This is a genomic window from Nostoc sp. LEGE 12454, assembly GCF_056620565.1.
Genome location: NZ_JBWQXL010000007.1, coordinates 29046 through 53192, shown reverse-complemented (window position 1 = coordinate 53192; position 24147 = coordinate 29046). Strand labels below are relative to the sequence as shown.

Below are 24147 nucleotides of genomic sequence, written 5' to 3'. Positions count from 1 at the left end.
AAAGAAAAGGATAAAGGTGACAGTTTTGCCTGTATTTAGTCGTTATCGTCTTTATCGTCATCTTGTTTATCATTTTTGCGATCGCCATCTTTGCGATCGTCATCTTTGCGATCGTCATCTTTGTCGTTCTGGTTAGGTTGTAACTCTGGTTTTTGTTGCTCAATTGGTGCAAGTGGCTGCGGGGCTTCAACAACACAACTAACTAATCCTCCAGAAATTAGCGCTAAGTTGACAGCAGCAAAGATGCTTCTGAAGATTTTTATCCTCACGTTTTCGGTTTGCTTTAACATTGACTCTAGTTTTTGGAGATTGTATTCCTAATTTCTAAGGTACTGTATATAGTGGTTCTCATTAAACAATTTCGTAGTAAGGACTTTAGTCCTTATTTTCTAAGAATTAAAATTTTTACTACAAACCCTCAAAGCTAGCTTGACAAAATACTACGATGCATAAATCTTTAATATACTCCTGATAAATATATTGTTGTCTAACTTTCAAGGTGAGTCTATCTAATGGGACAAATCATTACTCAGGTTGATGCTTTTACCAATACACCTTTGGCAGGTAATCCGGCTGCTGTCTGTGTTTTGCCTACTCCCCAAGATGAGCGCTGGATGCAAAACGTGGCGCAGGAGATGAATTTATCTGAAACAGCTTTTCTAGTCAGACAAGATGATGGCTTTAATCTGCGTTGGTTTACGCCCACAGTAGAAGTTCCGCTTTGCGGTCACGCAACTTTAGCTAGTGCCCATGTACTTTGGTCAGAGGGACATTTGTTACCTGATGAAGTTGCACGGTTTTATACCAAAAGTGGAGTGCTGATTGCGAAGTTACAAGGTGATTGGATTGAGTTAGATTTTCCAGTAAATCACTCACAAGCAACAGTCGCTCCTCCAGAACTCAAGCAAGCTTTGGGTATACCCTACAAATCTGTCTTGCAGAATTCACTAGGTTATCTAGTGGAATTGGAATCTGAAGAATTGGTGCGGCAAATACAGCCTAATTTTCAACTACTCAAAACGTTGCCGATTCCTAATGTCATTGTCACCAGCCTCACTGACTCTGATTCTGAATATGATTTCGTCTCTCGCTTCTTTGCACCGGGATTAGGTATTAATGAAGACCCAGTTACAGGAGCGGCTCATTGCTGTCTTGCTTGGTTCTGGAGCGATCGCTTGCACAAAAATGAGTTTTTGGCTTATCAAGCATCCAGTCGCGGTGGCGTGGTGAAGGTGTATTATGACGGTGGCGATCGCGTCTTACTCGCCGGACAAGCGGTAACTGTGCTACGAGGCGAGTTAATTACCGCATAAACCTCATATTACAAATCAATAACATCCGGCAAAAATTCACCATCAAGAACTTGGGCAATGGAATAAGGACATTCCACTGGAAACGCATTTATTGGTAGTTCAGTTTCATTACTAGCAGCTTTCAATCCCCGATGATAGCACTGGGCTAAAACTTCTTCTGAATAAGACTTGAGGCTGGGACTCTCTTGCAGTAAATCTGCAATTTTGTGGCGCTGCTCATCAATAGTATTTCGCCAAGAGCCACTCCGCAAACTAGATTGATATTGCCACTTGAGCAAATGCTGTAATAATACTTCTAAGCGGCTTTTCAACTCTCGTCGTTCTGACCGTCCCAAACTTTCAATCTCCTCAATCACAGCATCCCAGTCTACTTGTCCAAATTGTCCAGCACGAATGAGTTGTACAGTTTTTTCTGTCCATGCTGCAAAGTCTGTTTCATACAACTGGGCTGCGGTTTTCGGAATCTGGGTCATGAGCTTGCTGGAATCTACCGTATACTACCTAAATTGGAGATACTTTACGCCCATTTTAACGTCAAGGAAGCTTTTGCAAGTGAGGTGAAAAAATGGCAGCCGAGTACGATCGCATAGCTCTCCAGTTTCAAAAACTTAACAAATTGCCTTATCGCTTGTATGGTGAGGCATATACATACTTAAATTTGATCGGAGATGTTGCCGGGAAATCAATCCTCGATCTAGCTTGTGGAGAAGGATTTTTCACACGATTGCTCAAACAGAATGGCGCTGCACGTTTGGTTGGTGTGGATATTTCCTCAGAAATGATAAAGTTGGCAAGACTTGAAGAAGCGTCTGTGCCACTTGAAATTGAATATATCATCGCTGATGTCATGGAAATTGGTTCTATTGGCAGCTTCGATCTTGTGGTAGCCTCCTACTTGCTCAATTACGCTTCAACTAAAGAGCAACTACTCAAAATGTGTCAGTCCATAGCAATTCATCTTAAACCTGGTGGTCGATTCGTCAGTTTGAACAATAATTTAGAACTGCTTCCAGAGTTTTATGATAAACATCAGAAATATGGCATTGCTAGGAGATGTGCTGACTCGCTCAAGGAAGGTACGCCCATAACCTTAACATTGAGCATTCCTGATGACGGTGAGTCTATCAGTATTGATAACTACTACCTTAGCAAAGCGACTTATGAATGGGTCTTGATGAGTGCTGGTTTTAAAGAGATCCACTGGCATCATCCAATAGTCTCTCCTAAAGGCATACAAAAATTTGGCTCCGAGTTCTGGCAGGATTACATTGACTATCCCGATATGCTCGGCATTACCTGCCTAAAATAGCTGTCAATGCATTTGGTTAAAGGGTGTTAAGGAGTTTTGCAAGATATCTAATATTTGTTAGACGAAACAATCGCATTGTCAGACGATGCAATCGCATTGTTAGGCGAAACAATCGCATTGTCAGTCGATACAATCGCATTGTTAGTCGATGCAATCGCATTGTCAGTCGATGCAATCGCATTGTTAGGCGAAACAATCGCATTGTTAGTCGATGCAATCGCATTGTTAGGCGAAACAATCGCATTGCAGAAGATTGGCTTAAAATTGCACATCAATACAAACACTAAACCACAAGAGCGTACTTTTAAAGGAGAAGCAACTGTCACAATATTTAACAAGCTATATTTTGATTTCAAAAATGTCTGCTAAACACAAAGATAGTATAAATCCTATCCAATCTCGTGATTGGCCAATTGAGCAATTACCTGGATTGAGCCATGAGGAACAATCCCAACTCCAAAATTGTGGGATTACTAGCACAGTAGCGCTAGTCAAACAAGGTAAAACTCTAGAGTCAAGACTAGCATTAGCAAATAAACTACAGATTCATCTTCAGTATGTAAATAAATGGATGGCTTTAGCTGACTTGGCGCGTATTCCCAGCGTAGGGACACAATATTGTGGTTTATTGCTCCATGCAGGTATTGGTTCTGTAGTGCAGTTAGCTCAAACTCCCACTCACAGATTGCACCAACAAATTATGCGCTTACAAGTAGCAACAATGCAGCGCCGAGATTTGTGTCCAGCAATTGAGCTAGTACAACAATGGAGTCAGCAAGCGAAAATAGTGCTGAGTGCTAAGTGCTGAGTGGGGAGTGGGATTAAGGAGAATCAATTCAAAATTCAAAATTCAAAATTAAAGAACTTCTGCCTCCTGCCTTCTGCCTCCTGCCTTCTGCCTCCTGCCTCCTGCCTTCTGCCTCCTGCCTCCTCTTTCCCAATTCCCTACTCTTTAGCTAAAACACCATTAAGAAAAATATCAGCGAGTCCTTCGGCCATTTCCTGCATTTGTTGGGGAGAGGCATCAGGTTCGATGAGGGTGTTGTTAGAGAAACCTGCGATCGCAAACATTCCTAAGAAAACTTTCGCAACTAACTTCGCGTCTCCTTGACGATAAATACCTTTATCCATCGCTGTTTGAAAGAATGCTTCGCCGACATCAGTCATTTTGGTAATCACTTCTAATTGAATGCGATCGCGCAAATCGGGGTGAAATTGCACCTCCATAAAACAAACGCGCATCAAATCGGCATTTTTTTGAAAATTCCACATGCGGCGACGCATCACCTGAGCGACGGCTTTATAGCTGCCCATTTCACTTAATTCTGTGAGCAAATCTGTAAGAATCTCTACCCAGCCACTCGTGGCTACTTCCACCAAAATTGCTTTTTTATTTGGAAAATGACGAAATAGAGTACCTTCAGCTACACCTGCCGCTTGTGCTAAATCGCGGGTGGTAGTGCCGTCAAATCCCTGAGAGGCAAACAACCGTTGTGCTGCCTGCAAAATCCGGGTGCGCGTCTGAGCCTCTGAGGGTGGGGAAGAATTAAAAACTCGCATAACAGTTATGGTTAGATATCCGTAACAAGGCTTGTAGCATTATTGTCTAACGTCAAGTGCAAAGAGCTACTGAAAGCTTAATACAAGATTAACGCTCTTTTGCTAAGTATCCTGTTATTTAGGTAATGTAACTTTATCTTACTTCTCGCTTATGAACCAGAGCAGTCGGTCAATTTTGGATTTTATACTTCGTCGCGAACGTGGCTCGACTGAGCGATCGCCAAACATCTCAGTCGAACGATTGGGGACTTCGACTTCGCTCAGTCGAACGATTTTGGATTGGTTAGATCGCGTATCTGTCAGATTACGGCGGTTATTTGTCACTTTCTTGACTTTAATTATCTTCTCATGGGGATTGCTGCCAGAAGTGGCTCTAGCTCAAACTCAGACAGCACCTCCTCCTCAAGAAACTAAAACTCCAACCCCGCCAGTTCAAAGTTCAATCCAACCTTATCTCGATCGAGTTATTAAACAGTTAACGGAGTTTCGCCTCGACAATGGTTTGAAATTTATTGTCTTGGAACGGCATCAAGCGCCCGTGGTTTCTTTTCTCACTTATGCGAATGTGGGTGGTGTGGATGAGCCAGATGGTAAAACTGGTGTAGCTCACTTTCTGGAACATTTGGCGTTCAAAGGCACAACGCGCATTGGTACACAAGACTACAAAAAAGAAAAACCGCTACTAGATACCTTAGAGCAGTTGAATGCTCAAATTAAAACCGCGAAAGCCGATGGCAGAAAAGCTGAGGTTCTTCGGTTACAAACTCAGTTTGAGCAAGTGGAATCGCAAGCAGGTAAGCTAGTCAAGCAAAATGAATTGGGGCAAATTGTCGAACAAGCGGGAGGTGTGGGTTTAAATGCCAATACTTCAACCGAAGCGACTCGTTATTTTTACAGCTTTCCTGCCAATAAGCTAGAACTTTGGATGTCGTTGGAGTCAGAGCGATTTCTCGATCCGGTAATTCGTCGTGAGTTTTATAAAGAGAAAGATGTAATTTTAGAAGAACGACGGATGCGGATAGAGAATTCACCGATTGGATTGATGGTGGAAAAGTTTATCGATACTGCTTACAAAGCCCATCCCTACAGGCGTCCGGTGATTGGTTATGACGAAGATATCCGCAATTTGACACCAGAAGATGTCCAAAAGTTTTTTGATACTCACTACGTACCAAGTAATTTAGCGATCGCTATTGTCGGAGATGTCAATCCCACTCAGGTGAAAAAACTGGCACAAACTTATTTTGGTCGCTTTCAAGCTAAAACCAAAGCTGTTGAACAAATCCCAGTAGAACCGCCACAACAACAAACACGGGAAGTGACTTTACAGCTACCTTCTCAACCTTGGTATTTAGAAGGTTATCATCGTCCGGCGATTACTCATCCAGATAATGCCGTCTATGAAATCATTGGCAGTTTATTAAGTGATGGACGCACATCGCGGCTATATAAGTCTTTGGTAGAAAAGCAACGTTTGGCGCTAAATGCTCAAGGTTACAGTGGATTTCCTGGAGATAAATACCCAAACTTGATCTTTTTCTATGCTCTCACAGCTCCTGGTCATACAGTTGATGAGTTGGCGGTGGCTTTGCGTCAAGAAATTGACAAATTAAAAACTGAGCCTGTAGCGGCAGTTGATTTGCAACGAGTGAAAACCCAAGCACGGGCGGGTTTGTTACGTACTCTCGATTCCAATATGGGCATGGCTCAACAATTGTTGGAATATGAAGTGAAAACTGGCTCTTGGCGGAATTTGTTTAAGCAGTTGGATGACATTTCAGCGGTGACGACGGCTGATATTCAACGGGTAGCAAAAGAAACTTTTACGCCGAAAAATCGCACGATTGGGAAGCTGTTATCGAAAGCAGCATGAAAAACGAACCGCAAAGGACGCAAAGGGCGCAAAGGAAGAGAGATATGCAGAGGTTTAAGGTGAAGGGTAAAAGGCAGATAGCGTTGAAAATTCAAAATAAGAAAGGGTTGATTTATGCTTTGGTTGCTGTTTTTGCGTGCTTACTTTTAACTTGTAATTTTTCTCTGGCGGCAACGGCTGAGGCGAAACATTACACAGAGTTGCAGCTACCACCGCTACCTGAAATTAAGTTACCCAAGTATGAACGGTTTGTGCTGCAAAACGGCTTGGTTGTCTATTTAATGGAAGATCGCGAGTTACCGTTGGTGAATGGTACAGCGTTTGTACGCACAGGGAATCGCTTGGAACCAATGGAGAAAGTTGGGTTGGCTGGTTTTACAGGCGCAGTGATGCGAACTGGAGGAACTAAGCAGCATTCGCCTGATGAACTCAACGAAATATTAGAACAACGGGCAGCATCAGTGGAAGTTGGTATTGGTGAAACTTCTGGTAGTGCTAGCTTTGACGCTCTCAGTGAAGATTTAGAGACAGTGTTTGGGCTGTTTGCGGAGGTACTGCGATCGCCTGTATTTGCTCAAGAAAAGCTAGACTTGGCGAAAACTCAAGCCAAAGGTGGCATTGCCCGTCGTAATGACAATCCAGACGGGATTGCTAGTCGAGAATTTAAGAAATTGATCTATGGCAAAGATAGCCCATACTCTCGCACAATCGAGTATGCAACGGTGGATAAAGTTGAGCGTGAGGATTTGCTCAAGTTTTATCAGCAATATTTCCACCCCAATAATATGATTTTGGGGATTGTGGGCGATTTTGAGAGTAAGAAAATGCGATCGCTGATTCAAGCCAAGTTTGGCGATTGGCAGCGTAACCCAGGTATTGCTAAACCCACATTACCAAAGGTTTTGCCAGCTAATACAGGTGGAGTCTTTTTTGTCAATCAACCCCAACTGACGCAAAGTAGTGTGCTTATCGGGCATTTAGGCGGACGTTTCGACAATCCCGATTATGCAGCGCTGGATGTATTGAATGGAGTGTTAAATGGATTTGGTGGACGCTTATTTAATCAATTGCGATCGCGTCAAGGTTTAGCTTACTCTGTCTATGGACAGTGGAGTCCCCGCTACGATTATCCTGGCATATTTATCGCTGGTGGACAAACGCGATCGGATGCTACCGTCCAGTTTGTCAAAGCCTTACAAGCTGAAATCAAGCGCACCCAAACTCAAAGAGTGACAGCACAAGAACTAGCTTATGCCAAAGAGTCTACACTCAACTCCTTTGTATTCAACTTTGAAGACCCCAGCCAAACCTTATCACGGTTGATGCGATACGAATATTACGGCTATCCTGCTGATTTTCTCTTTCGCTATCAAAAAGCCGTCGCCGCCACCACAGCAGCCGATGTTCAACGGGTAGCACGAGAATATCTCAAACCAGAAAAGATTGTGACTCTAGTAGTGGGGAATCAAAGCGCCATTCAACCGCCATTGACACAGTTAGCTAAACAGGTAACACCAATAGATGTAACGATTCCTGGTTCGCAGCCACAGGCAAAGAATTAATAGCGTAGATGGGTAGATACTCAGTATTCAAATAAAATCGCAAGGTTCATATCCCCGACTGTCTAAGAAGTCGGGGATCTTGTTGTTCAAATCATTTTCTCCATTATCGGGAAATGACTAAGAACAAATTGGAGTAACAAGTAGAAACTAAATCAGGAACCAAAACCTCTGGAGTCCCCAGAGGTTTTTCTCTACCTATTCATCTTTATATAGCAGTCCTAAATCATTCGTGAAAATTATATCTCTCTTTCTTCTTTCTTTCCTTTGCGTCCTTCTCTAACGAGACGCTACGCGATGGCGTCCTTCTCTACGAGACGCTGCGCGATGGCGGTTCGTTTTCTAATTTATATTTTTCACAACTCAAATAGGATTGCTATAGAAGCGATCGCTCCAGCATACACTTCTATAAAGCAGCAAAAATCGTCGCCCCTATCAGGTCAACTAGAGTAAGCTAAATTTAGGTTTTAACTATCGGGAGTGGAGATGATGTTGTTGGAATTAAAGCGCATCCATGTTCCACCAGGACAAAGAGTGCTACTACGAGATGTAACCTGGCAGGAATTGGAAGCAATTCTAGAAGATTTAGGGGAACACCGAGCAGTACGAATTGCTTATGATAGGGGAATACTGGAGATTATGGCACCACTGCCAGAACATGAAGACGATAAAGAAATTATTGGTGATTTAGTCAAAGCTCTTTTGGAAGAATTAGACATTGAGTTTAGATGCCTTGGTTCTACTACTTTCAATAACCAATCAATAGCTAAAGTTATAGAACCCGACCAGTGTTTTTATATAAAAAATGAATCTAAGATTCGCGGCAAAAAGCGACTAGATTTAGCGGTAGACCCTCCTCCAGATTTAGCTTTAGAAATTGATATTACTTCTCGCACTCATCCTAATATTTATGAAGCGCTAAAAGTGCCTGAACTTTGGCGTTTCGATCGAGGAAAGCTCCAAATTAATGTTTTGCAAGACGGACGTTATGTAGAATCACAGCAAAGCCTAAATTTTCCTATATTTCCACTAATTGAAGTGATTCCCCAATATCTGGAGCAAAGTACAACAGCAGGCAGAAATGCAACGCTCAAAGCTTTTCGTCGTTGGGTACAAAAGCAAATACAACAGCCATAATGTATGCTGTCATTATTATTCAAAATATATAGTAGTTCTCACTTGTGTACAGTACAGTTTAGACCTCTCTGCTAAAAAGCTACAGTGTACACACAAGTCTTTTAAAGTTGCTATGTAACGTAGGGTGGGTTAATTTTTGTAGGTCGATGCAATAAAGGTACAGGTCGATGCAATAAAGGTACAGGTCGATGCAATAAAGGTACAGGTCGATGCAATAAAGGTACAGGTCGATTCAACAAAGGTGCAGGTCGATGCAATAAAGGTGCAGGTCGATGCAATAAAGGTGCAGGTCGATTCAACAAAGGTGCAGGTCGAGAGACTTGTGTGTACACCGTAGCTCCTAAAAAGAGAGGCGCTTTGAGTCTTACTCCCCTTACCTTGAAGCAAAAGGGTTGAGGGTTAGGTCTGTATTGGATTAAACTGAGAACCGCTATAGAACTATTGCCAACCTTAACATTAGCGGATAAATTGTACTTCTTTAAAGCCATTCTTACCGCATTTTAATCTATGTTTGTTAAACCCAAAATATTTTTATCATCGCTTGCATTGTTACTCAGTTTTGCAAGTCTATTTCTTAGTGCTTGGATTATTCTTCCTGCTCCAAATATGTTTTTACTCACACTAGCAGTAGGAGCGCCAGAAGTCAGTCCTTGGTTATTATTATTAAATTTTATCTTTTTATTGTTGTCTTTATTCTATATCCGTCGCCGTCAACTACAACGCCTAGTTTGCATTTTCAGTTTAATCGGATTGCTAATTTGCGGATGGGTGCTAGTGAATATCCCACTAACTCAAATGCAGATGGCTAAAGCGATGAAACAAGGGTTGGGAGCAAATTATGTAGAGCAAATTCCAGTTCAAGTCAGGGCTAATATGCAAACCCATCCCTTTGGCTTAGTTAATTTCTTTCGGGGTATTGCATTAGGTAAAACACGTCATCAAAAAGATATTCTCTTTGCTTCTCCTGGGGGAGTGCCTTTAAAAATGGAAGTTTACCAACCCCCAGAGGTAGGGAAATATCCAGCAGTGGTAGTAATTTATGGTGGAGCTTGGCAATATGGCAATACTCATGCCAATACCGAGTTTAATCAATATATTGCTAATCATGGATATACGGTATTTGCGATCGACTATCGACACGCACCTAAATATCAGTTTCCATCTCAATTAGATGATGTGCGTACAGCCCTAAATTTTATTCGCAAACATGCAGCTGAATATGAAGCCGATTCAGAACGTATGGTACTTTTAGGACGTTCTGCGGGGGCACATCTAGCAATGCTAGCGGCTTATCAACCCGATGCACCACCCATTCGTGCCGTGGTGAACTATTACGGCCCTGTTAACTTAACTGAAGGATACAAAACACCACCAAATCCCGATCCTATAAATTCTCGCGCTGTTTTAAAAGCATTTCTTGGTGGTTCTTTAGAAGAATTGCCTAATCGGTATGAAATTGCTTCACCGATAAATTACCTAACGCACCCTTTACCGCCAACTTTATTAATTTACGGCAGTCGCGACCATTTGGTGCAAGCGCGATTTGGCAGACAGATGTATGAACGTTTACATGATTCTGGTAACACTGCGGTTTTTCTAGAAATTCCTTGGGCAGAACACGCTTTTGATGCTGTTTTCAACGGTGTGAGCAATCAATTAGCGTTGTATTATACTGAGAGGTTTTTGGCTTGGGCATTGTTGAGGCAATGATTTTATTCGCAGACTCATTCACAAGCATTAAAAACTCAGCCTTCCTTACTCCTTTTGAGGCCAGCGCCAGTTATAGCGATTCCATTTATACATTCCTTGAATTTCATACTCAGCGCCGTTGAAGAAGCGGACGACGCAATTAGTAGAGGAATCATCGCGATCGCTAATTTCCTCAACCTTAATCACCATACAGGGAAACCATTCCCGCTTACAAGGGCCATCATCCTGCACCCATTCCCATAGTGCATTGGAAACTTCAATGCGATCGCCTACTCTTAACTTCAGTGCATCCTCAAAATAAGAATACTTGTCAAAATGATATGACTCAACCCGATTCAGCCACTGTAAACCATAGCGTTGGCGAATAAATTGTACCGTTCCAGAGTCATTTTCCAACAACCAGTCGTTGAGTAATTGCACTTTCCAAGTGCGGTTGCGTTGTTCTTCCTCCTTAACAAATTGTAAAAATGCTTCTAACTCCTCTGGGGTAAGTTCGTCTAAAGGATTAGCAATATTTGACATCCCAGAGCTAGAATTTCCCTGAATTTGCTCAACCACTTGCAGTAATATCTGTTTCTGCGCGTCAGTGAGAGGACAGCTTGCTGCATCACAATCATTAAAGGCTGCGAACATAGCTACTTCAATCTCATCTGGAGTCATAAGTTCATAGCAATTGAGGGGTTATTCCCCTAATTATTACAAATGTTAAATTCAAGTCTCTAATTACCCTGTAGTTAAATATAGACATAATTAAATTTAAGATGCCTAATATTCAAGGAAGTCAGGAGTCAGCAGAAAAACTCGATCCCGTCTCCTGTCTTTTGAGTTCTTGGTATCGGTTTAGTGTTTTCTAGTGTTGACCTCCTTTATCACCTAGTTAGGTAAATTGCCATGCCTCAAACTCAGCATCCCACAAAACTCCTGACTTTTGAAGAATTTCTGGCTTATGACGATCGCACTGATACTCGTTATGAGTTAGTAGATGGAGAGTTAGTAGAAATGCCAACCCAGAGCCAGGAAAATTGTGATATTGCCAAATTTCTATTATTCGAGTTGGCAAAGCGTTTTCCTATTACCTCACTGGCTTACAAGGATATTGAAGTCGAAGTTAGTGGGCGGCGAGCAACCTGTCGCCTACCCGTCTGGTGTTGCATACGGAATCGAAAGCGGCTTTGATTGGCAGTCCTCGCAATCTAATTACCCGCGATATGCCTCCGCCTGCACTAGTGGTTGAAGTCGTCAGTCCCGGAACTGAGAACCGCAGCCGCGATTACCGTTACAAGCGCACAGAATACGCAGCTAGAGGCATTACTGAATACTGGATTGTCGATCCTGAGTTAAAACAAATCACCGTTTGCAAGTGGGTCGAGGGACAATATGAAGATACGGTCTTGAAGGGTACGGCGACCATTGCATCAGATATAGTACCTAATTGGGAATTGATAGTGGAGCAGGTATTTGCAGTGGCGAATTAATCAGGGAAGTAAAGAATAGAGAGTAGGGGTATGTTGTAAGCTGAGGTTATCAGTTAATAATTATTGAATTAATCACGGGGTCTTTTATGCGGTTGCGTTCACTCACAGTCGTTTTTATTTCATGTCTCATTACTTTTTTATCGTGGGTGATTATTCCCCCAGCTGTAGCCCTGACACAGATTAAACTATTTGATGTCTCTTATAAAGATTGTCCACCAGAACTAGCAGAAGGGGCTGTTATTAGTAGTGGTAGCGCTGCTGCCAATTGTTTTCTTGTCGTTGGCAAAGCAGAAAATGGCACTAATAAAACAGTCTACGACGCAGATATTTTTGGACGCATCTATGATGCCAATAATGACTCGGTAATGCAAAACCGCACCCGCTTAGGTTCTATTACTGAGGTGCCACCAGGTATTAGCGATTTTGAATTGAGAATTTCTGTACCTGCGAATCAGCCTACTCCGTTGAAGCTAAAACAGTTCAAGGCTGCGGGGTTTAGCGGTCAAGTGCGTAAGTAATTCTTAATTCGTAGTACTCGCAAAAGGCGAGAAACAGGCTAGGTAATTAACGTAAGTTGCTAATTAGTGTCGCATAATGGTATTTTTTGATAACTAGCAACTTGGGTTAATTAGTAATTCGTAAAAAATTGTAGAGACGCTTGTATACTTAACGTCTCTACACAATTTTTTACCAAAGTAGTAATCAAAATCTTTCTTTCTATAAGGGCAGGTTAGCTGGAATGGCACTCAGAAGCCCACTAACTAGATTAAGTGCTAAGAAAGCTAAGATCGGCGAAAAATCCATACCGCCCAATGGGGGAATAATTGAGCGGAATAGATTCAGATAAGGGTCAGTTATTTGGGCTAAAGCGGCAAATGGCTGATTATACCAGTTGATTGTCGGGAACCAGGTTAGCAAAACCCGGATAATTAGCAAATAGCTATAAAAGCTGACAAAGGTAATTAGTGTCGTAATCAGTAAACTCATGGATAGTTTGGTTTCCTACTAGGTGTCAAACGCGGTCTTATCTTTTAATTTTAATTTAGTCCAAAGTCAAAAGTGTTTGCGGATTTCACGTTTACCACACTTGACACTTTCACCACGCCTGAACAAACTTCAGGAGTCTTTAGTGAGGGAGCGGTCATTGGTTGCTTGGGGTGAACCGCCATTAACATTTCCCAATTGCTTTCGCACTTCATCAATTGTGGCATTTAGCTGGGCAATTTTATCTTCTAGCGATCGCCTGGCCGTTTCTATGCCGATGCTTTCGCTTTCTGAGGCTTTCATCTGACGCCGCTTTGCTGCTATTTTCTTAGCTTCGGCTTGGCTATCTGTCAGTTCTGTCTCTTCTTCTACTAACAATTCTGGATCGCGTCGAGAAGCAATCAGCGCCCCGATAACACCGCCAAATACGCCACCAACAAACGCCCCTGCTACAAAACCACTGCCAAAACCATCTCGCTGACTCATATCTTTACCGCCTTCAACAAACCTTGCAACTTTTACAGTAGTTATGCTATTTTCCTGCCCTAGCTGCATACTAGCTTAAGTCCCAAAGATGCGATCGCCTGCATCTCCTAATCCCGGTACAATATATCCCTTACTATCCAGTTTTTCGTCAATAGTAGCGGTATAAATTATTAAACCTGGATAAGCTTCACTCAATTTTTGTAAAGCTGGTGGAGCTGCTACTACACAAACAATCCGCGTCAGGGCTGGGTCAGCGCCCCGTTGTGTTAATTCTGCCATTGCTGCCATGATTGACCCTCCGGTTGCCAACATTGGATCGGTAACTAACACTCGTGTTTCGGGGTCAAATTTTTCTGGTAACTTATTCAGATAACAATGAGGTTGCAGCGTCTCTTCGTCTCGCGCCAAACCAAAGTGGTAAATCGATGCTAAAGGCAGTAAAGTTTGCGCCCCCTCTAGTAATCCTAGCCCAGCCCGCAGAATTGGCACTACTGCCATAGGCACTTGCGGATCGATCACCGTTGCTGGACAGGTATCTAAGGGACTCTGTACTGCTGTTTCTTGAGTCGGCAACCAGTCTCGTGCGGCTTCATAAGTCAGCCATCTTCCCAACTCAGTCATGGCACTGCGGAACAATACTGAAGGCGTGCCTGCATCACGGGCAACTGCTAGCCAGTGCTTGATCAGGGGATGGGGTGGAACATAAACGCGCAATTGTAGCGTCATAGCCAGAAATAGGCGCCTTTTTATTGTATAAGAACTGAAACACCATAATACTCTTTCCTGCATCCGGCTGACAGCTTAAAATTAACAATCTCAATTTTATTGATAAAATTTTTCATTAGTAGTTGACATGTATTCTCAATCAAGACTATATTCTTATAAAGTGTTCTCCTCTCTTTTAAGGATCGGCAGACGGGATTAGCCAGCAGTAGCAGGCTCGTCCCTCTTTTTTTTTGATTAGTCATTGGTCATTCGTCATTGGTCATTAGTCATTAGTTAAATTAAATATTGATTGACTCTAGACAAAGGACAAATACTTCTCTACGAGACGCTACGCGAACGCTTAGTACAAAGGACAAATGACAAATGACAATTGATGCGATCGTAATTGGGTCTGGGATTGGCGGATTAGTAACAGCGACCCAGTTAGCGGCGAAGGGAGCGAAAGTGCTGGTATTGGAACGTTATTTGATTCCCGGCGGTAGTGCTGGTTATTTTGAACGCCAAGGCTATCGATTTGATGTTGGCGCATCAATGATTTTTGGGTTGGGACAGAACGGTACTACCAACTTACTCACCCGTGCATTATCAGCTGTAAATGTCAGCCAAGAAGCGATCGCAGATCCGGTGCAGATTCACTATCATTTACCCCAAGGTTTAGACCTAAAGGTTGACCGGGTTTATGAAAAATTTTTGCAAAATCTTATTGCTCATTTTCGCCATGAAGAACAAGGGATTCGTCGCTTTTATGACGAATGTCAAAAAGTATTTAAGTGTCTCAACAGCATGGATTTGCTGTCACTGGAAGAACCTCGGTATTTGCTGCGCGTATTTTTCCAGCATCCTTTGGCGTGTCTCGGTTTAGCCAAGTATCTGCCGCAAAATGCCGGGGATGTGGCGCGGCGTTACATCAAAGACCCGCAATTATTGAAATTTATCGATATGGAATGTTATTGCTGGTCGGTGGTTCCATCAGATATGACACCAATGATTAATGCTGGAATGGTCTTTTCTGATAGGCATTATGGCGGAGTTAACTATCCCAAAGGCGGAGTCGGGCAAATTGCCCAAAAACTAGTGGAAGGTCTAGAGAAGGCTGGAGGTCAGATTCAGTACCAAGCTAGAGTCACCAAAATTCTTACAGAACAGGGAAAAGCGGTAGGTGTGCAACTGGCTAATGGTAAAGTATACCGGGGTAAACGCATAGTTTCTAATGCTACACGCTGGGATACATTTACACAATTATTACCAGTAGAAGCAATGCCAAATAATGAGAAAAAATGGCAACAAAACTACCAAAAATCTCCAAGCTTCTTGAGTTTGCACATCGGGGTAAAGGAGTCAGTTTTACCTGCGGGAACAGAGTGTCATCATATTTTGCTGGAAGACTGGGAAAAGATGACAGCAGCAGAAGGCACAGTGTTTGTTTCGATTCCCACACTGCTTGACCCAGATTTAGCACCAAATGGATATCACATCATTCATGCCTTCACGCCTCACTGGATTGATGATTGGCAAGAACTTTCTGTGAGTGAGTACGAAGCGAAGAAAGAAAAGGCAGCTTGGCGAATTATTGACCGCCTAGAGAAGCTTTTTCCGGGTTTAGATGCCGGATTGGATTATTTAGAAGTCGGAACACCGCGCACCCATCGCCGCTTTTTGGGTCGTGAGGATGGCACTTATGGGCCAATTCCCCGGCGTAAGTTGTGGGGATTATTGAATATGCCCTTTAATCGCACAGCTATTTCAGGACTTTATTGTGTAGGGGATAGTACATTTCCGGGTCAAGGTTTGAATGCAGTCGCTTTTTCTGGATTTGCTTGCGCCCACCGTATTGCCGTAGATTTAGGATTTTAATTACAGAAATAGCCTACACAAAAAACCTAGTAAGCGGATAGCTTTACTAGTGAAGCTGATAGCTACCCTAACAATCTGAGTAACTCTCAATACAGTTTAGTTAATAAACTTATCTGTTAAAGCAAGTTCTTTGAGCGGAGGTAGAGGAAAGCGCTGGGGAAGCAAAAGTATTTAAATTTAATCTCTTCACTTTAAGCGCCATCCAAGTCACCTCCCCAGCTTATCTAAACCGGATTGAGATAGGTAGTAAATACAATCAAAAAATTACTAATTTAGTGCTTTTGTTAATACAATATTAAGCTTTATTACTCCAAATCTGCTATTTTTTGGTTTTGAAAACTAGCTAATTCTGATGCTAAAGTTTCTTCTAACGCATCTACAATTGCTTGCGGATCAACAGCTTCTTTCATTATTTGGGCCTGCGGATCGGAGCGATTTTTGACATTGGGAATATCTTGGCGTAATTCTTCAACTAAAGCGATAAGTTTTGCGATTTTCTGCTCAGAGAGCAGGTTAAGCTGAAGGCTTAGTTGCGCCCGTTGCTCTGCTAATTTTTCCTGACGCTCTTGTTTTATCAACACCCCTGTTGTGACTAACAGGGAACCTGCGGTGAGTGAAAATTGTAGCCAAGAAAATGGGGGTGGATCGAATCTTGATATCCCTAAACGTCGTGGTAAAATATTGGGTGTTACCCACAGAATAATTCCTAACAAAATGCTATACAGGAATACCGGACGATCAAAAAAGGCTGTTACTGTTTCTACAAATCGTTGATGTTGAGGTACGTCTTTTTCATAACGTCTGTGCAGGGCAATAATAGTCTCGATATTTTGACTAATAGCTTCCGGCAATGGGGCAGTGGGCAAAATGGTATGGTAAGGCGCTGAAGCTGATACTTGCGGTGAATCTTTTGGATTTGGTTTATCTTGGGAGACCATGAACAGTTTTCTTGTAGTACTGATTTCTCTAAATCAATAACTCAAGTTTTAGCTAAATATGTATACTTTTAGGTAGAAAAATATATGAAAGTACCTATAGACAGATTCTGCCAGATTGCTATTGCTGTTGAATCAAGCAGAGATATTGAAACAGAATCATAGCATCACATTTATTGTTTCAATATTGTATTGAGATATAGTGATTTGTTAAAAATATAGTTGATTATATACTTTTTAGATATGTCATTTTGATGTCAATGCTATGTCAGGATAACACTTATGTTTATGTGGTATACCGATCGAATATCTAATGTATATTTCGCAATAAAAGCCTTCAGTGACACAATTGAGGCATTGCGGCTCACGCCGGAGAAACAGTCATCAGCGGCGATACACAAACGCATTCGTGCGTGGATGCGATAGGTTACGCCACGCTCAAAATCGGTTCGGTTAGTTCTTTACCGTGCCTTTTCACTGTAATTTACAAAACTTTTCATAACTGTGCTTTAATGGTGGGCGGCTTTTGTCCATTCAAGAATCTTCCACACAAAGCGATCGCTGATGCTACTCACACACAAAGAAAACATTGTAAAATTTAGCTGGCTTCTACCCAGTTTCTTAAGCTTGATTCTGTTTGGCTCTACTGTCAAAGCTAATACTGCGATGCCTGCGGCGGGCGTAGCCATCGCAAATTGGCATTTTGATAGCAATCGCAATCATCTGGACTTCACCACAGATGAGAATGTTCAACCGAAGTTACGACTACTTACCAACCCGACTCGTCTAGTAATTGATTTGTCTGGAGTTACATTAGGATATCCACAGACTAGTCAAAGAGTGGGGCCAGTAATTAGAGACATTCGCATCGAGCAGTTTAATGCAGAGACTACCCGCATGGTAGTTACTTTAGCACCCGACTACACCTTTGATTTAGCACAGGTGCAACTGCAAGAGGAATCCCCCAATCATTGGTCTGTGCAGTTACCCAAGCCAATACGATTGACTGCAACCCAGCCGCAATATTTAGAGATAACTCCGAGTATTTCTCCAAGAGTGAATGATAATAGGACTCTCTTTGCTGGTGTGGTTCCAATGCATTCACCGATGAAAGCGCTAGAACCTCAAATTAAAGCCTTGATGAGTCGCTACAGTTTTCTGAAAACAGGAATGTTTTTTCTGGATTTGGAGACTGGGGATTATTTGGATATTGGAGGCGATCGCGTTTTCCCCGCTGCTAGTACAATCAAACTGCCAATACTCATCGCATTTTTCCAAGATTTAGATGCTGGTAAAGTCACCCTTCAGGAAAACCTGACTATGCGGCGTGACTTAGTTACCAATGGTTCTGGAAGTATGCAATATGAGCGCGTTGGGAAAAAGTACACAGCTTTGGAAACCATCACTAAGATGATTACCATTAGTGATAATACTGCCACCAATATGATTATCGATCGCTTAGGTGGAGCGGGGAAACTAAATCAGCGCTTTCGTAGTTGGGGACTGAAAGACACAGTAATTCGCCATCTTTTAGCTGATTTGAGAGGAACTAACACCACAAGTTCTCAAGATATGGCGCGGGTGCTGGCTTTAGTTGTGAATAACAAGCTAGTTTCGCCACAAAGTCGGGAGCAAGCCTTAGATATTCTGCGTCACACCACAATTCACACACTGCTTCCCGCCGGTTTAGGGAAAGGTGCAGTTATCGCCAACAAAACCGGAGATATCGGTTTTCTCATCGGCGATGCGGGGTTTGTAACTATGCCTAATGGTAAGCGTTACCTGGCGGCTATCTTCGTCACCCGTCCTTATAAGGACACCAGGGGAAGAGACTTTATTCGTCAAGTTTCCCAACTTGTTTACAATTACCTGAATCAGCCGAATCCAGTTGCTGCGGTTGATTTAGATAATCGTGTTACGAGATAGCAGTAGGGGCGTACATTTGTGCATTAGTGTCAACTTAAGGTTGAAGCCAGTCTAGAAAAAGCTTTTAGCAGATTATCTCGTTCCCAGTCTCAGACTGGGAATGCCCCTCATTGAGGCTCCGCCTCCAAACTCGCGGCAGAGCCAGCTAGGAGTAGCATTTCCAGCCAAAGGCTGAAAACGAGATTTTAAAAGGGTTTTGGCTGAAGTTTACACCAATGACAGCTGTGCATTCCTACAGTAATTAGATAATTGTGATTTTACTTGCGGCTTTAGTAGCCTTTTCCCTAGCCTCTTGGATATTCACACCTTTCGCCAAAGCTACGCCCATTCGCCGATATGGATGAGCATTAGGTTTACCAAATAATTTAATATCTACATCTTTTTCTGACAAAGCATCGGCTACACCATTAAAAATAATAGAATCAGATTTTTCTGAAGCTAAAATTACCGCACTGGCTGAGGCTCCTAGCTGTTCTATATGAGGAATTGGCAAGCCTAAAATAGCTCGTAGATGTAGTTCAAATTCATTGAGATTTTGTGAGATTAATGTCACCATTCCCGTATCGTGAGGTCTAGGAGAAAGCTCTGAGAAAATCACTTCATCTTTGGTAATGAAAAATTCAACACCAAAAATTCCGACTCCTCCTAAAGCATTAGTGACTTTTATAGCTATCTCTTGGGATTTTAATATTTTATCTTCAGAAATTTCTGCGGGTTGCCACGATTCTTGATAATCGCCTCTTTCTTGGCGATGACCAATGGGAGAACAGAAAATTGTCGGTGCATTCCACTGTTTAATTGTTAGTAAAGTTATCTCAATTTCAAAGTTAATAAATTCTTCGACAATCACCTTTTGACTGTCTCCTCTAGAATTAGCGATCGCATAAATCCAAGCTTTCTCAACCTCAGTCTTATCCTGCACTACAGATTGACCTTTCCCAGATGATGACATCACAGGTTTAACAACATTGGGAAAGCCAATTTTATCCGAAATAGTAATCAATTCTTCTAAAGTTGTTGCATAACCATATTTAGCTGTTCTAATGCCCAATTGTTGATGTGCTAGTTCCCGAATTCTGTCGCGGTTCATTGTATAGTTAGTAGCAGCCGCAGTCGGAATAACTGTAATCCCTCGCTGTTCAAATTCGATGAGTTTTTCTGTTCGGATTGCTTCAATTTCTGGTATAATAATATCTGGCTGATGTTTTGTCACTACAGCTTCTAAATCATCAGCACTGAGCATAGAAATCACTTCATAAGCATCAGCAACTTGCATCGCCGGAGCATTGGCGTAGCGGTCAACGGCAATCACATAATTACCAAGACGTTGAGCTGCGATCGCAAATTCTTTGCCTAATTCTCCTGAACCCAGCAACATCAGTTTTTGGGGCAACTTAATACTCATTAACTTATCCAAGTCAAGATCAATTCAATCATCTTATAATTTTTTGGGTTTTCATTACTAACTTCTCAAGAATTAAATATAGCTTTTCGCAGTTCTAAATCTTGACGTTGTAGATGATTTAAACCAATACCTACGCCAAACTGACACTTATCTACTAGAGTCTCTAACCAAATAGTCTCGTTCAGAGTTGCACCTCGTAAATCTGCATTTCTCAAATCAGCTTTCGTAAAATTTACAAATAAAAGGTCTGCATTTACTAAACTACTACCTTGGAGATTTGCTTCTGACAAATTTCCTCGAATAAAGTTGACCCCATCTAAATTTAAACCAGATAAATCTGCTCCCATTAGATTAGGAAATTTTAGCTGACTGGGATATTTAAAAAATCGCATTATACAAATGATATTAGCTTCATTTAGTTGAATTTTAGTTAAAAATTCATAACGAGCGATGCCCAGTTGCTTAAGAATTTGTAGACGTTGTGGGGGACTTTGTTCTAAAAAATGGATGGCTGTATGGCGTAGGTCTTGAGTAGAGATATTTAACATGATTTTCAGATTTTTGTGATACTTGTGTTAATAACAAATAATAAATAATATAGCAGTCTTAAAGCAATACAGTTCAGTTAAGCATTTCTCCCTTCTCTTTCTTCTCTTCCTTTGCGTACTTGGCGTCCTTGGCGGTTCGTTAAAAAAATTGACTTTGACAAAAAGTTAAGCCTTAACTGAATCGTATTGAGTCTTAAAGCATTCATAAAAAACAAAAACCCCAATTTTTTTGAGAAATTGAGGTTCTAAGTTTATTGATAACTACCGAGCTAATGTTATGCTAATAATGCTTTCGTAGCAGATTCGCCTGCTAATCTCACTTGTCTGGTCAACTGCAAGTTTAACCATCCTAGTAAAGTTAACTCAGCGAGGAATGCCATAAAAATTGTTGTCGTTCCAGAGCCTTGTATACCAGCCCAAGGAAAAGTTGAAAACAGCCATACAGTAGACACCACAGTAGACACCTGTGATGTGATGCCGATAAATTCTAAAATTATTGGTGGCAGGAACACTGCTGCACCTATAATCCGAATTGCCCAGAAAGAACGTTTGGGAGTTTTCAGCAAAAGTATCAATTGGGCGATGGTAGCGTAAATCATGATTACGCTGATAGATAAAGCTATAGCTAAAAGTGCTTTAAACCTGTCAATATCGTTACCCAGCCAAGTTTGGGGATTGTTGGTATCAAAAATAGATGTAAATGAAATCCAGACTAGCCAGGGGATAGTAACAATTGTAAGATTAATTGCGATCGCCACGAGTGCAGGGCTTTTTTCGGCCCAAATTAGATCCTGCCAGATACTCTTATGGCTAGAAACTCCCTGATGTCGATATCTTGCCCAATCTTGTACATCTTGACGGTGAGGGGAAAGAACTGCAATTAAACTTAAAATTAACACTAAGTTGTATGATGCTAGCAAAATGTAATTTTCCCCAACTTGTCGATCTAATGTGTAACTATTTTCACCAATTTGTAGAGTAAAACCCCAGATCATCAACTGGCAAAACGCTACTAACAAATAACTTTGCTTCTTGCTAATTATTGAGGCTTGAGGATTACGGAAGCAACGTTTAAGAATTTGCAAAATTCCGTAACTGCACAATCCCAAATTTAATAAATGAAAGCCAACAACACTAATAATATTTTTCCCTAATGGCAAATAGAAAAACTGCAATTTTTTAATATCCGAGCCATTAGATAGATTAAATAAGTTAGGAAATAGATAATTAGTTGTATCCCAAGGATTAAAAAGTCTAAACCAAGCAGTTGAATTATATAAACTGTTGTTAGAAGACGATGCAAGTAACATCGTTATGAACAAAAACATAAAAATTATACCACTAACTAATAAACCTAACAAAGGTTGAGAACCACTAAATGAACGACTAAATAAGCTAAGTAGTAGTGCAGCGCTGTAGAAGAAAAGACAACTAGCAGTAAGAATTGCATAGTAACCAAAAATATAACTGAAAGCAATTTTCGCAGAAAGCCCAGCCCATAAATGTAAAGGAACTGCTACTAAAATCATGAGATAAATTAAACTCGGAACTCCTAGCAACTTGCCAGTCAATATACTTATTTCTGATTGGGGACTAAGACGGATAAAGTTTAGTGTGCCGCGAGTTTCTTCTTTAGCGAAATCGTTAATTAGCAAATAAGTTCCTGCAACTAGTAGTGTAAATATAAAAATTACACTAAATGTTAAGAATATATATTCCCAATGATCTCGCCACCACATCTGCCAATCAATTTGATTTTGGGGACAAAAGTTTTTTGAAAAGAAATCATTTAATTCATCAATTTTAGATTGATTTGATTCCTTAAAAACCTGTGTTTGTTGCGGTTCATATATTTGACGTAAATGACAGTATGTACCAGTTAGGGAGTATTCATTATCAGGAGAATTGCTTAAATGATATAAAATAATTACTAGTTGCAATAGTAAAGATGTCACAACTACGATCGCTACATTAACAAATTTAAATTGTCCTTTGAGTTCGCGGAATAATTGCGGATTCAAATCGCCGATTTTGTCCATTAAATTGAGCATAGGATGAAAAATTTATTCCAAAATAGTGAGTAAGATTTATTGATGAATCAAGATGCTTGTTTGTGACCTAATTTTAAGAAAATACTTTCTAAGTCTTCTTGCGTGCAGTGAAAATCAGTTAGAGGAATGTCCGCTTTGATGAGCGATCGCAATAACTCGGCACTATCTTCATCTTTGCCGGAAAAATTCACCCGCACACTGTTTTTTCCTAATATAACCTCCCATTCTTCTACTAAAGGATGGTGTTTAAGCTCGTTCAAAAGTGTCTCTAAGTTTCCTAGAGTTGATAACACAATTTGCTGATGGGCTAGACGTTGATAAAGTTGCTGTAGGGAAGTACTTTCTACTAAGAAGCCAAGTTCCATAATTCCTACAGAAGTACAAATTTCTGCTAAATCACTGAGAACGTGGGAGGAAATGATGACAGTCATTCCAGCTTCTTGCAAAGCCTTAATAATTTCGCGAAAGTGCATTCTCGCAATAGGGTCAAGCCCAGAAACAGGCTCATCGAGTAATAGTAAAATTGGTTCGTGGATAATGGTTCGCGCTAAACTTAAACGCTGTTTCATTCCCCTCGACAGAGTAGAAATCTGGCTATTGCGTTTATTACCAAGTTGAATAAGTTCTAAAACTTCATGTAAGCGTTTAGTGCGGCGCGGTTCTCGCAAACGATATAAACGCGCAAAGTAATCTAAGTAATCCCAGACTGTCAAATCCTCATATAGTGGGTAGTCATCGGGTAAATAGCCAAGATGACGCTTAAGTTTGAGGTTACTGTTGTCACGAATGAGGCGATCGCCATTAATATAAATCTCACCCGTAGTTGCTTCCTCAGCAGTTGCCAACATACGGATGAGAGTTGTTTTACCTGCACCATTCGGCCCAATCAGTCCATATACTTCCCCCGCCTGGATTTCTAAATCAACATCATTGACAGCAACATGCCGGTCAAATTGCTTAGTGAGTCCACGGGTACAAATTGTTAATTCTTTTACCATCGCTGCTAAGGTGCGGCTTGTGATTAACCGCTAACCTAACTTTTTTTACAGCTTTTGTCAGGATGGTTTCCAAAATTGAAACTAGCTTTATTTAAAGCTGCTTTGAGTTCTGGGCATTATTTACCCTATTTTCACTAAAGTTTTAAATAATACCAACTATTAATTTTTGCTAAGGGGAATACTAAAGCTAGAAATCTCTAGTATTAATATTGCAAACCTGATGATATTAGAGTCAACCGCTTGGTCAATAGGCAATGGTATTTTCACTGGAATAGGTCATAAACTTAGCAAAAGTAGG

General features: G+C 41.2%; 27 protein-coding genes. 14 read left to right on the top strand and 13 right to left on the bottom strand.

Translation table 11 applies throughout. From position 1 onward, the window contains the following. Nucleotides 1–35: 35 nt before the first annotated feature. Nucleotides 36–290, bottom strand: a complete 255-nt coding sequence (locus AC1F2U_RS09715; protein WP_480260914.1) for a hypothetical protein — start codon at nucleotides 288–290, stop codon at nucleotides 36–38. Between the two features lie 222 nt (nucleotides 291–512). Between AC1F2U_RS09715 and AC1F2U_RS09710 the strand changes: the two genes are divergently transcribed. Further along, entirely contained in the window at nucleotides 513–1313 is an 801-nt protein-coding gene (locus AC1F2U_RS09710) for a PhzF family phenazine biosynthesis protein (RefSeq protein WP_480260913.1), read from the top strand. Between the two features lie 8 nt (nucleotides 1314–1321). On the opposite strand, the gene AC1F2U_RS09705 is transcribed toward AC1F2U_RS09710, so the two are convergent. Further along, nucleotides 1322–1786: a DUF29 domain-containing protein gene (locus AC1F2U_RS09705; protein ID WP_480260912.1), complete on the bottom strand. Its 465-nt coding sequence runs from the start codon at nucleotides 1784–1786 to the stop codon at nucleotides 1322–1324. A gap of 92 nt (nucleotides 1787–1878) precedes the next feature. Between AC1F2U_RS09705 and AC1F2U_RS09700 the strand changes: the two genes are divergently transcribed. Genes AC1F2U_RS09700 through AC1F2U_RS09690 form a run of 3 tightly spaced genes read left to right on the top strand, consistent with a single transcriptional unit; the run spans nucleotide 1879 to nucleotide 3430 of the window. Continuing rightward, nucleotides 1879–2622, top strand: a complete 744-nt coding sequence (locus AC1F2U_RS09700) for a class I SAM-dependent methyltransferase (RefSeq protein ID WP_480260911.1) — start codon at nucleotides 1879–1881, stop codon at nucleotides 2620–2622. A gap of 54 nt (nucleotides 2623–2676) precedes the next feature. Then, nucleotides 2677–2991, top strand: a complete 315-nt coding sequence (locus AC1F2U_RS09695) for a hypothetical protein (protein WP_480260910.1) — start codon at nucleotides 2677–2679, stop codon at nucleotides 2989–2991. Continuing rightward, nucleotides 2981–3430 (top strand): DUF4332 domain-containing protein, encoded by a 450-nt coding sequence (locus AC1F2U_RS09690; RefSeq protein WP_480260909.1) that lies wholly within the window; start codon nucleotides 2981–2983, stop codon nucleotides 3428–3430. Before AC1F2U_RS09695 ends, AC1F2U_RS09690 begins: the two co-directional genes overlap by 11 nt. 137 nt (nucleotides 3431–3567) lie before the next feature. Here AC1F2U_RS09690 and AC1F2U_RS09685 read toward each other — a convergent pair whose 3' ends face one another. Further along, nucleotides 3568–4182, bottom strand: a complete 615-nt coding sequence (locus AC1F2U_RS09685) for a TetR/AcrR family transcriptional regulator (RefSeq protein WP_480260908.1) — start codon at nucleotides 4180–4182, stop codon at nucleotides 3568–3570. A 151-nt stretch (nucleotides 4183–4333) separates the two neighbouring features. Between AC1F2U_RS09685 and AC1F2U_RS09680 the strand changes: the two genes are divergently transcribed. From AC1F2U_RS09680 to AC1F2U_RS09670, 3 genes are all read left to right on the top strand, one after another. Beyond that, nucleotides 4334–6055: a M16 family metallopeptidase gene (locus AC1F2U_RS09680; RefSeq protein WP_480260907.1), complete on the top strand. Its 1722-nt coding sequence runs from the start codon at nucleotides 4334–4336 to the stop codon at nucleotides 6053–6055. Between the two features lie 44 nt (nucleotides 6056–6099). After that, on the top strand, nucleotides 6100–7617 hold the full coding sequence (locus AC1F2U_RS09675; protein WP_480261107.1) for a M16 family metallopeptidase: 1518 nt from the start codon (nucleotides 6100–6102) through the stop codon (nucleotides 7615–7617). A 486-nt stretch (nucleotides 7618–8103) separates the two neighbouring features. Then, on the top strand, nucleotides 8104–8751 hold the full coding sequence (locus tag AC1F2U_RS09670; protein ID WP_480261106.1) for a Uma2 family endonuclease: 648 nt from the start codon (nucleotides 8104–8106) through the stop codon (nucleotides 8749–8751). A gap of 110 nt (nucleotides 8752–8861) precedes the next feature. Here the strand turns inward: AC1F2U_RS09670 and AC1F2U_RS09665 are convergent, their stop codons facing one another. Continuing rightward, on the bottom strand, nucleotides 8862–9083 hold the full coding sequence (locus AC1F2U_RS09665) for a hypothetical protein (RefSeq protein WP_480260906.1): 222 nt from the start codon (nucleotides 9081–9083) through the stop codon (nucleotides 8862–8864). A 175-nt stretch (nucleotides 9084–9258) separates the two neighbouring features. Here AC1F2U_RS09665 and AC1F2U_RS09660 point away from each other — a divergent pair, with 175 nt between their 5' ends. Next, nucleotides 9259–10461, top strand: a complete 1203-nt coding sequence (locus tag AC1F2U_RS09660; protein WP_480260905.1) for an alpha/beta hydrolase — start codon at nucleotides 9259–9261, stop codon at nucleotides 10459–10461. A 45-nt stretch (nucleotides 10462–10506) separates the two neighbouring features. Here AC1F2U_RS09660 and AC1F2U_RS09655 read toward each other — a convergent pair whose 3' ends face one another. Continuing rightward, nucleotides 10507–11121, bottom strand: coding sequence for a hypothetical protein (locus AC1F2U_RS09655; protein ID WP_480260904.1), 615 nt, complete (start codon nucleotides 11119–11121; stop codon nucleotides 10507–10509). A gap of 231 nt (nucleotides 11122–11352) precedes the next feature. Here AC1F2U_RS09655 and AC1F2U_RS09650 point away from each other — a divergent pair, with 231 nt between their 5' ends. From AC1F2U_RS09650 to AC1F2U_RS09640, 3 genes are all read left to right on the top strand, one after another. Beyond that, complete coding sequence (locus AC1F2U_RS09650; protein ID WP_480260903.1) at nucleotides 11353–11637, top strand: Uma2 family endonuclease; 285 nt, start codon at nucleotides 11353–11355, stop codon at nucleotides 11635–11637. After that, entirely contained in the window at nucleotides 11607–11936 is a 330-nt protein-coding gene (locus AC1F2U_RS09645; protein WP_480260902.1) for a Uma2 family endonuclease, read from the top strand. Before AC1F2U_RS09650 ends, AC1F2U_RS09645 begins: the two co-directional genes overlap by 31 nt. A gap of 86 nt (nucleotides 11937–12022) precedes the next feature. Then, nucleotides 12023–12454 carry a biotin carboxylase gene (locus tag AC1F2U_RS09640; RefSeq protein ID WP_480260901.1) on the top strand — a complete coding sequence of 144 codons (432 nt, stop codon included), beginning with the start codon at nucleotides 12023–12025 and terminating at the stop codon, nucleotides 12452–12454. 199 nt (nucleotides 12455–12653) lie between these two features. Here the strand turns inward: AC1F2U_RS09640 and AC1F2U_RS09635 are convergent, their stop codons facing one another. From AC1F2U_RS09635 to upp, 3 genes are all read right to left on the bottom strand, one after another. Beyond that, the gene (locus AC1F2U_RS09635; RefSeq protein WP_322660280.1) at nucleotides 12654–12923 is read right to left on the bottom strand and encodes a YggT family protein; all 270 of its coding nucleotides are present in this window, start codon (nucleotides 12921–12923) and stop codon (nucleotides 12654–12656) included. A gap of 129 nt (nucleotides 12924–13052) precedes the next feature. Next, a complete protein-coding gene (locus AC1F2U_RS09630; protein WP_480261105.1) occupies nucleotides 13053–13406 on the bottom strand; it encodes a ssl2009 family thylakoid membrane protein in 354 nt (117 codons plus the stop codon). A gap of 75 nt (nucleotides 13407–13481) precedes the next feature. After that, nucleotides 13482–14132, bottom strand: coding sequence for a uracil phosphoribosyltransferase (upp, locus tag AC1F2U_RS09625; RefSeq protein WP_480260900.1), 651 nt, complete (start codon nucleotides 14130–14132; stop codon nucleotides 13482–13484). Between the two features lie 363 nt (nucleotides 14133–14495). Between upp and crtH the strand changes: the two genes are divergently transcribed. Next, entirely contained in the window at nucleotides 14496–15986 is a 1491-nt protein-coding gene (gene crtH, locus AC1F2U_RS09620; RefSeq protein WP_480260899.1) for a carotenoid isomerase, read from the top strand. 305 nt (nucleotides 15987–16291) lie between these two features. On the opposite strand, the gene AC1F2U_RS09615 is transcribed toward crtH, so the two are convergent. Beyond that, nucleotides 16292–16924: a DUF1003 domain-containing protein gene (locus AC1F2U_RS09615; protein WP_480260898.1), complete on the bottom strand. Its 633-nt coding sequence runs from the start codon at nucleotides 16922–16924 to the stop codon at nucleotides 16292–16294. 279 nt (nucleotides 16925–17203) lie between these two features. Here AC1F2U_RS09615 and AC1F2U_RS09610 point away from each other — a divergent pair, with 279 nt between their 5' ends. Continuing rightward, on the top strand, nucleotides 17204–17347 hold the full coding sequence (locus AC1F2U_RS09610; RefSeq protein WP_480260897.1) for a hypothetical protein: 144 nt from the start codon (nucleotides 17204–17206) through the stop codon (nucleotides 17345–17347). Nucleotides 17348–17485: 138 nt separating this feature from the next. After that, nucleotides 17486–18847 (top strand): serine hydrolase, encoded by a 1362-nt coding sequence (locus tag AC1F2U_RS09605; RefSeq protein WP_480260896.1) that lies wholly within the window; start codon nucleotides 17486–17488, stop codon nucleotides 18845–18847. A gap of 241 nt (nucleotides 18848–19088) precedes the next feature. On the opposite strand, the gene purT is transcribed toward AC1F2U_RS09605, so the two are convergent. The 4 genes from purT to AC1F2U_RS09585 all read right to left on the bottom strand — a co-directional run bounded on the left by purT (nucleotide 19089) and on the right by AC1F2U_RS09585 (nucleotide 23849). Continuing rightward, nucleotides 19089–20252 carry a formate-dependent phosphoribosylglycinamide formyltransferase gene (purT, locus tag AC1F2U_RS09600; protein ID WP_480260895.1) on the bottom strand — a complete coding sequence of 388 codons (1164 nt, stop codon included), beginning with the start codon at nucleotides 20250–20252 and terminating at the stop codon, nucleotides 19089–19091. 65 nt (nucleotides 20253–20317) lie between these two features. After that, a complete protein-coding gene (locus AC1F2U_RS09595) occupies nucleotides 20318–20800 on the bottom strand; it encodes a pentapeptide repeat-containing protein (RefSeq protein ID WP_480260894.1) in 483 nt (160 codons plus the stop codon). A gap of 275 nt (nucleotides 20801–21075) precedes the next feature. After that, nucleotides 21076–22851 (bottom strand): ABC transporter permease subunit, encoded by a 1776-nt coding sequence (locus AC1F2U_RS09590; RefSeq protein ID WP_480260893.1) that lies wholly within the window; start codon nucleotides 22849–22851, stop codon nucleotides 21076–21078. Between the two features lie 47 nt (nucleotides 22852–22898). Beyond that, complete coding sequence (locus AC1F2U_RS09585; protein ID WP_480260892.1) at nucleotides 22899–23849, bottom strand: ABC transporter ATP-binding protein; 951 nt, start codon at nucleotides 23847–23849, stop codon at nucleotides 22899–22901. Nucleotides 23850–24147 lie beyond the last annotated feature (298 nt).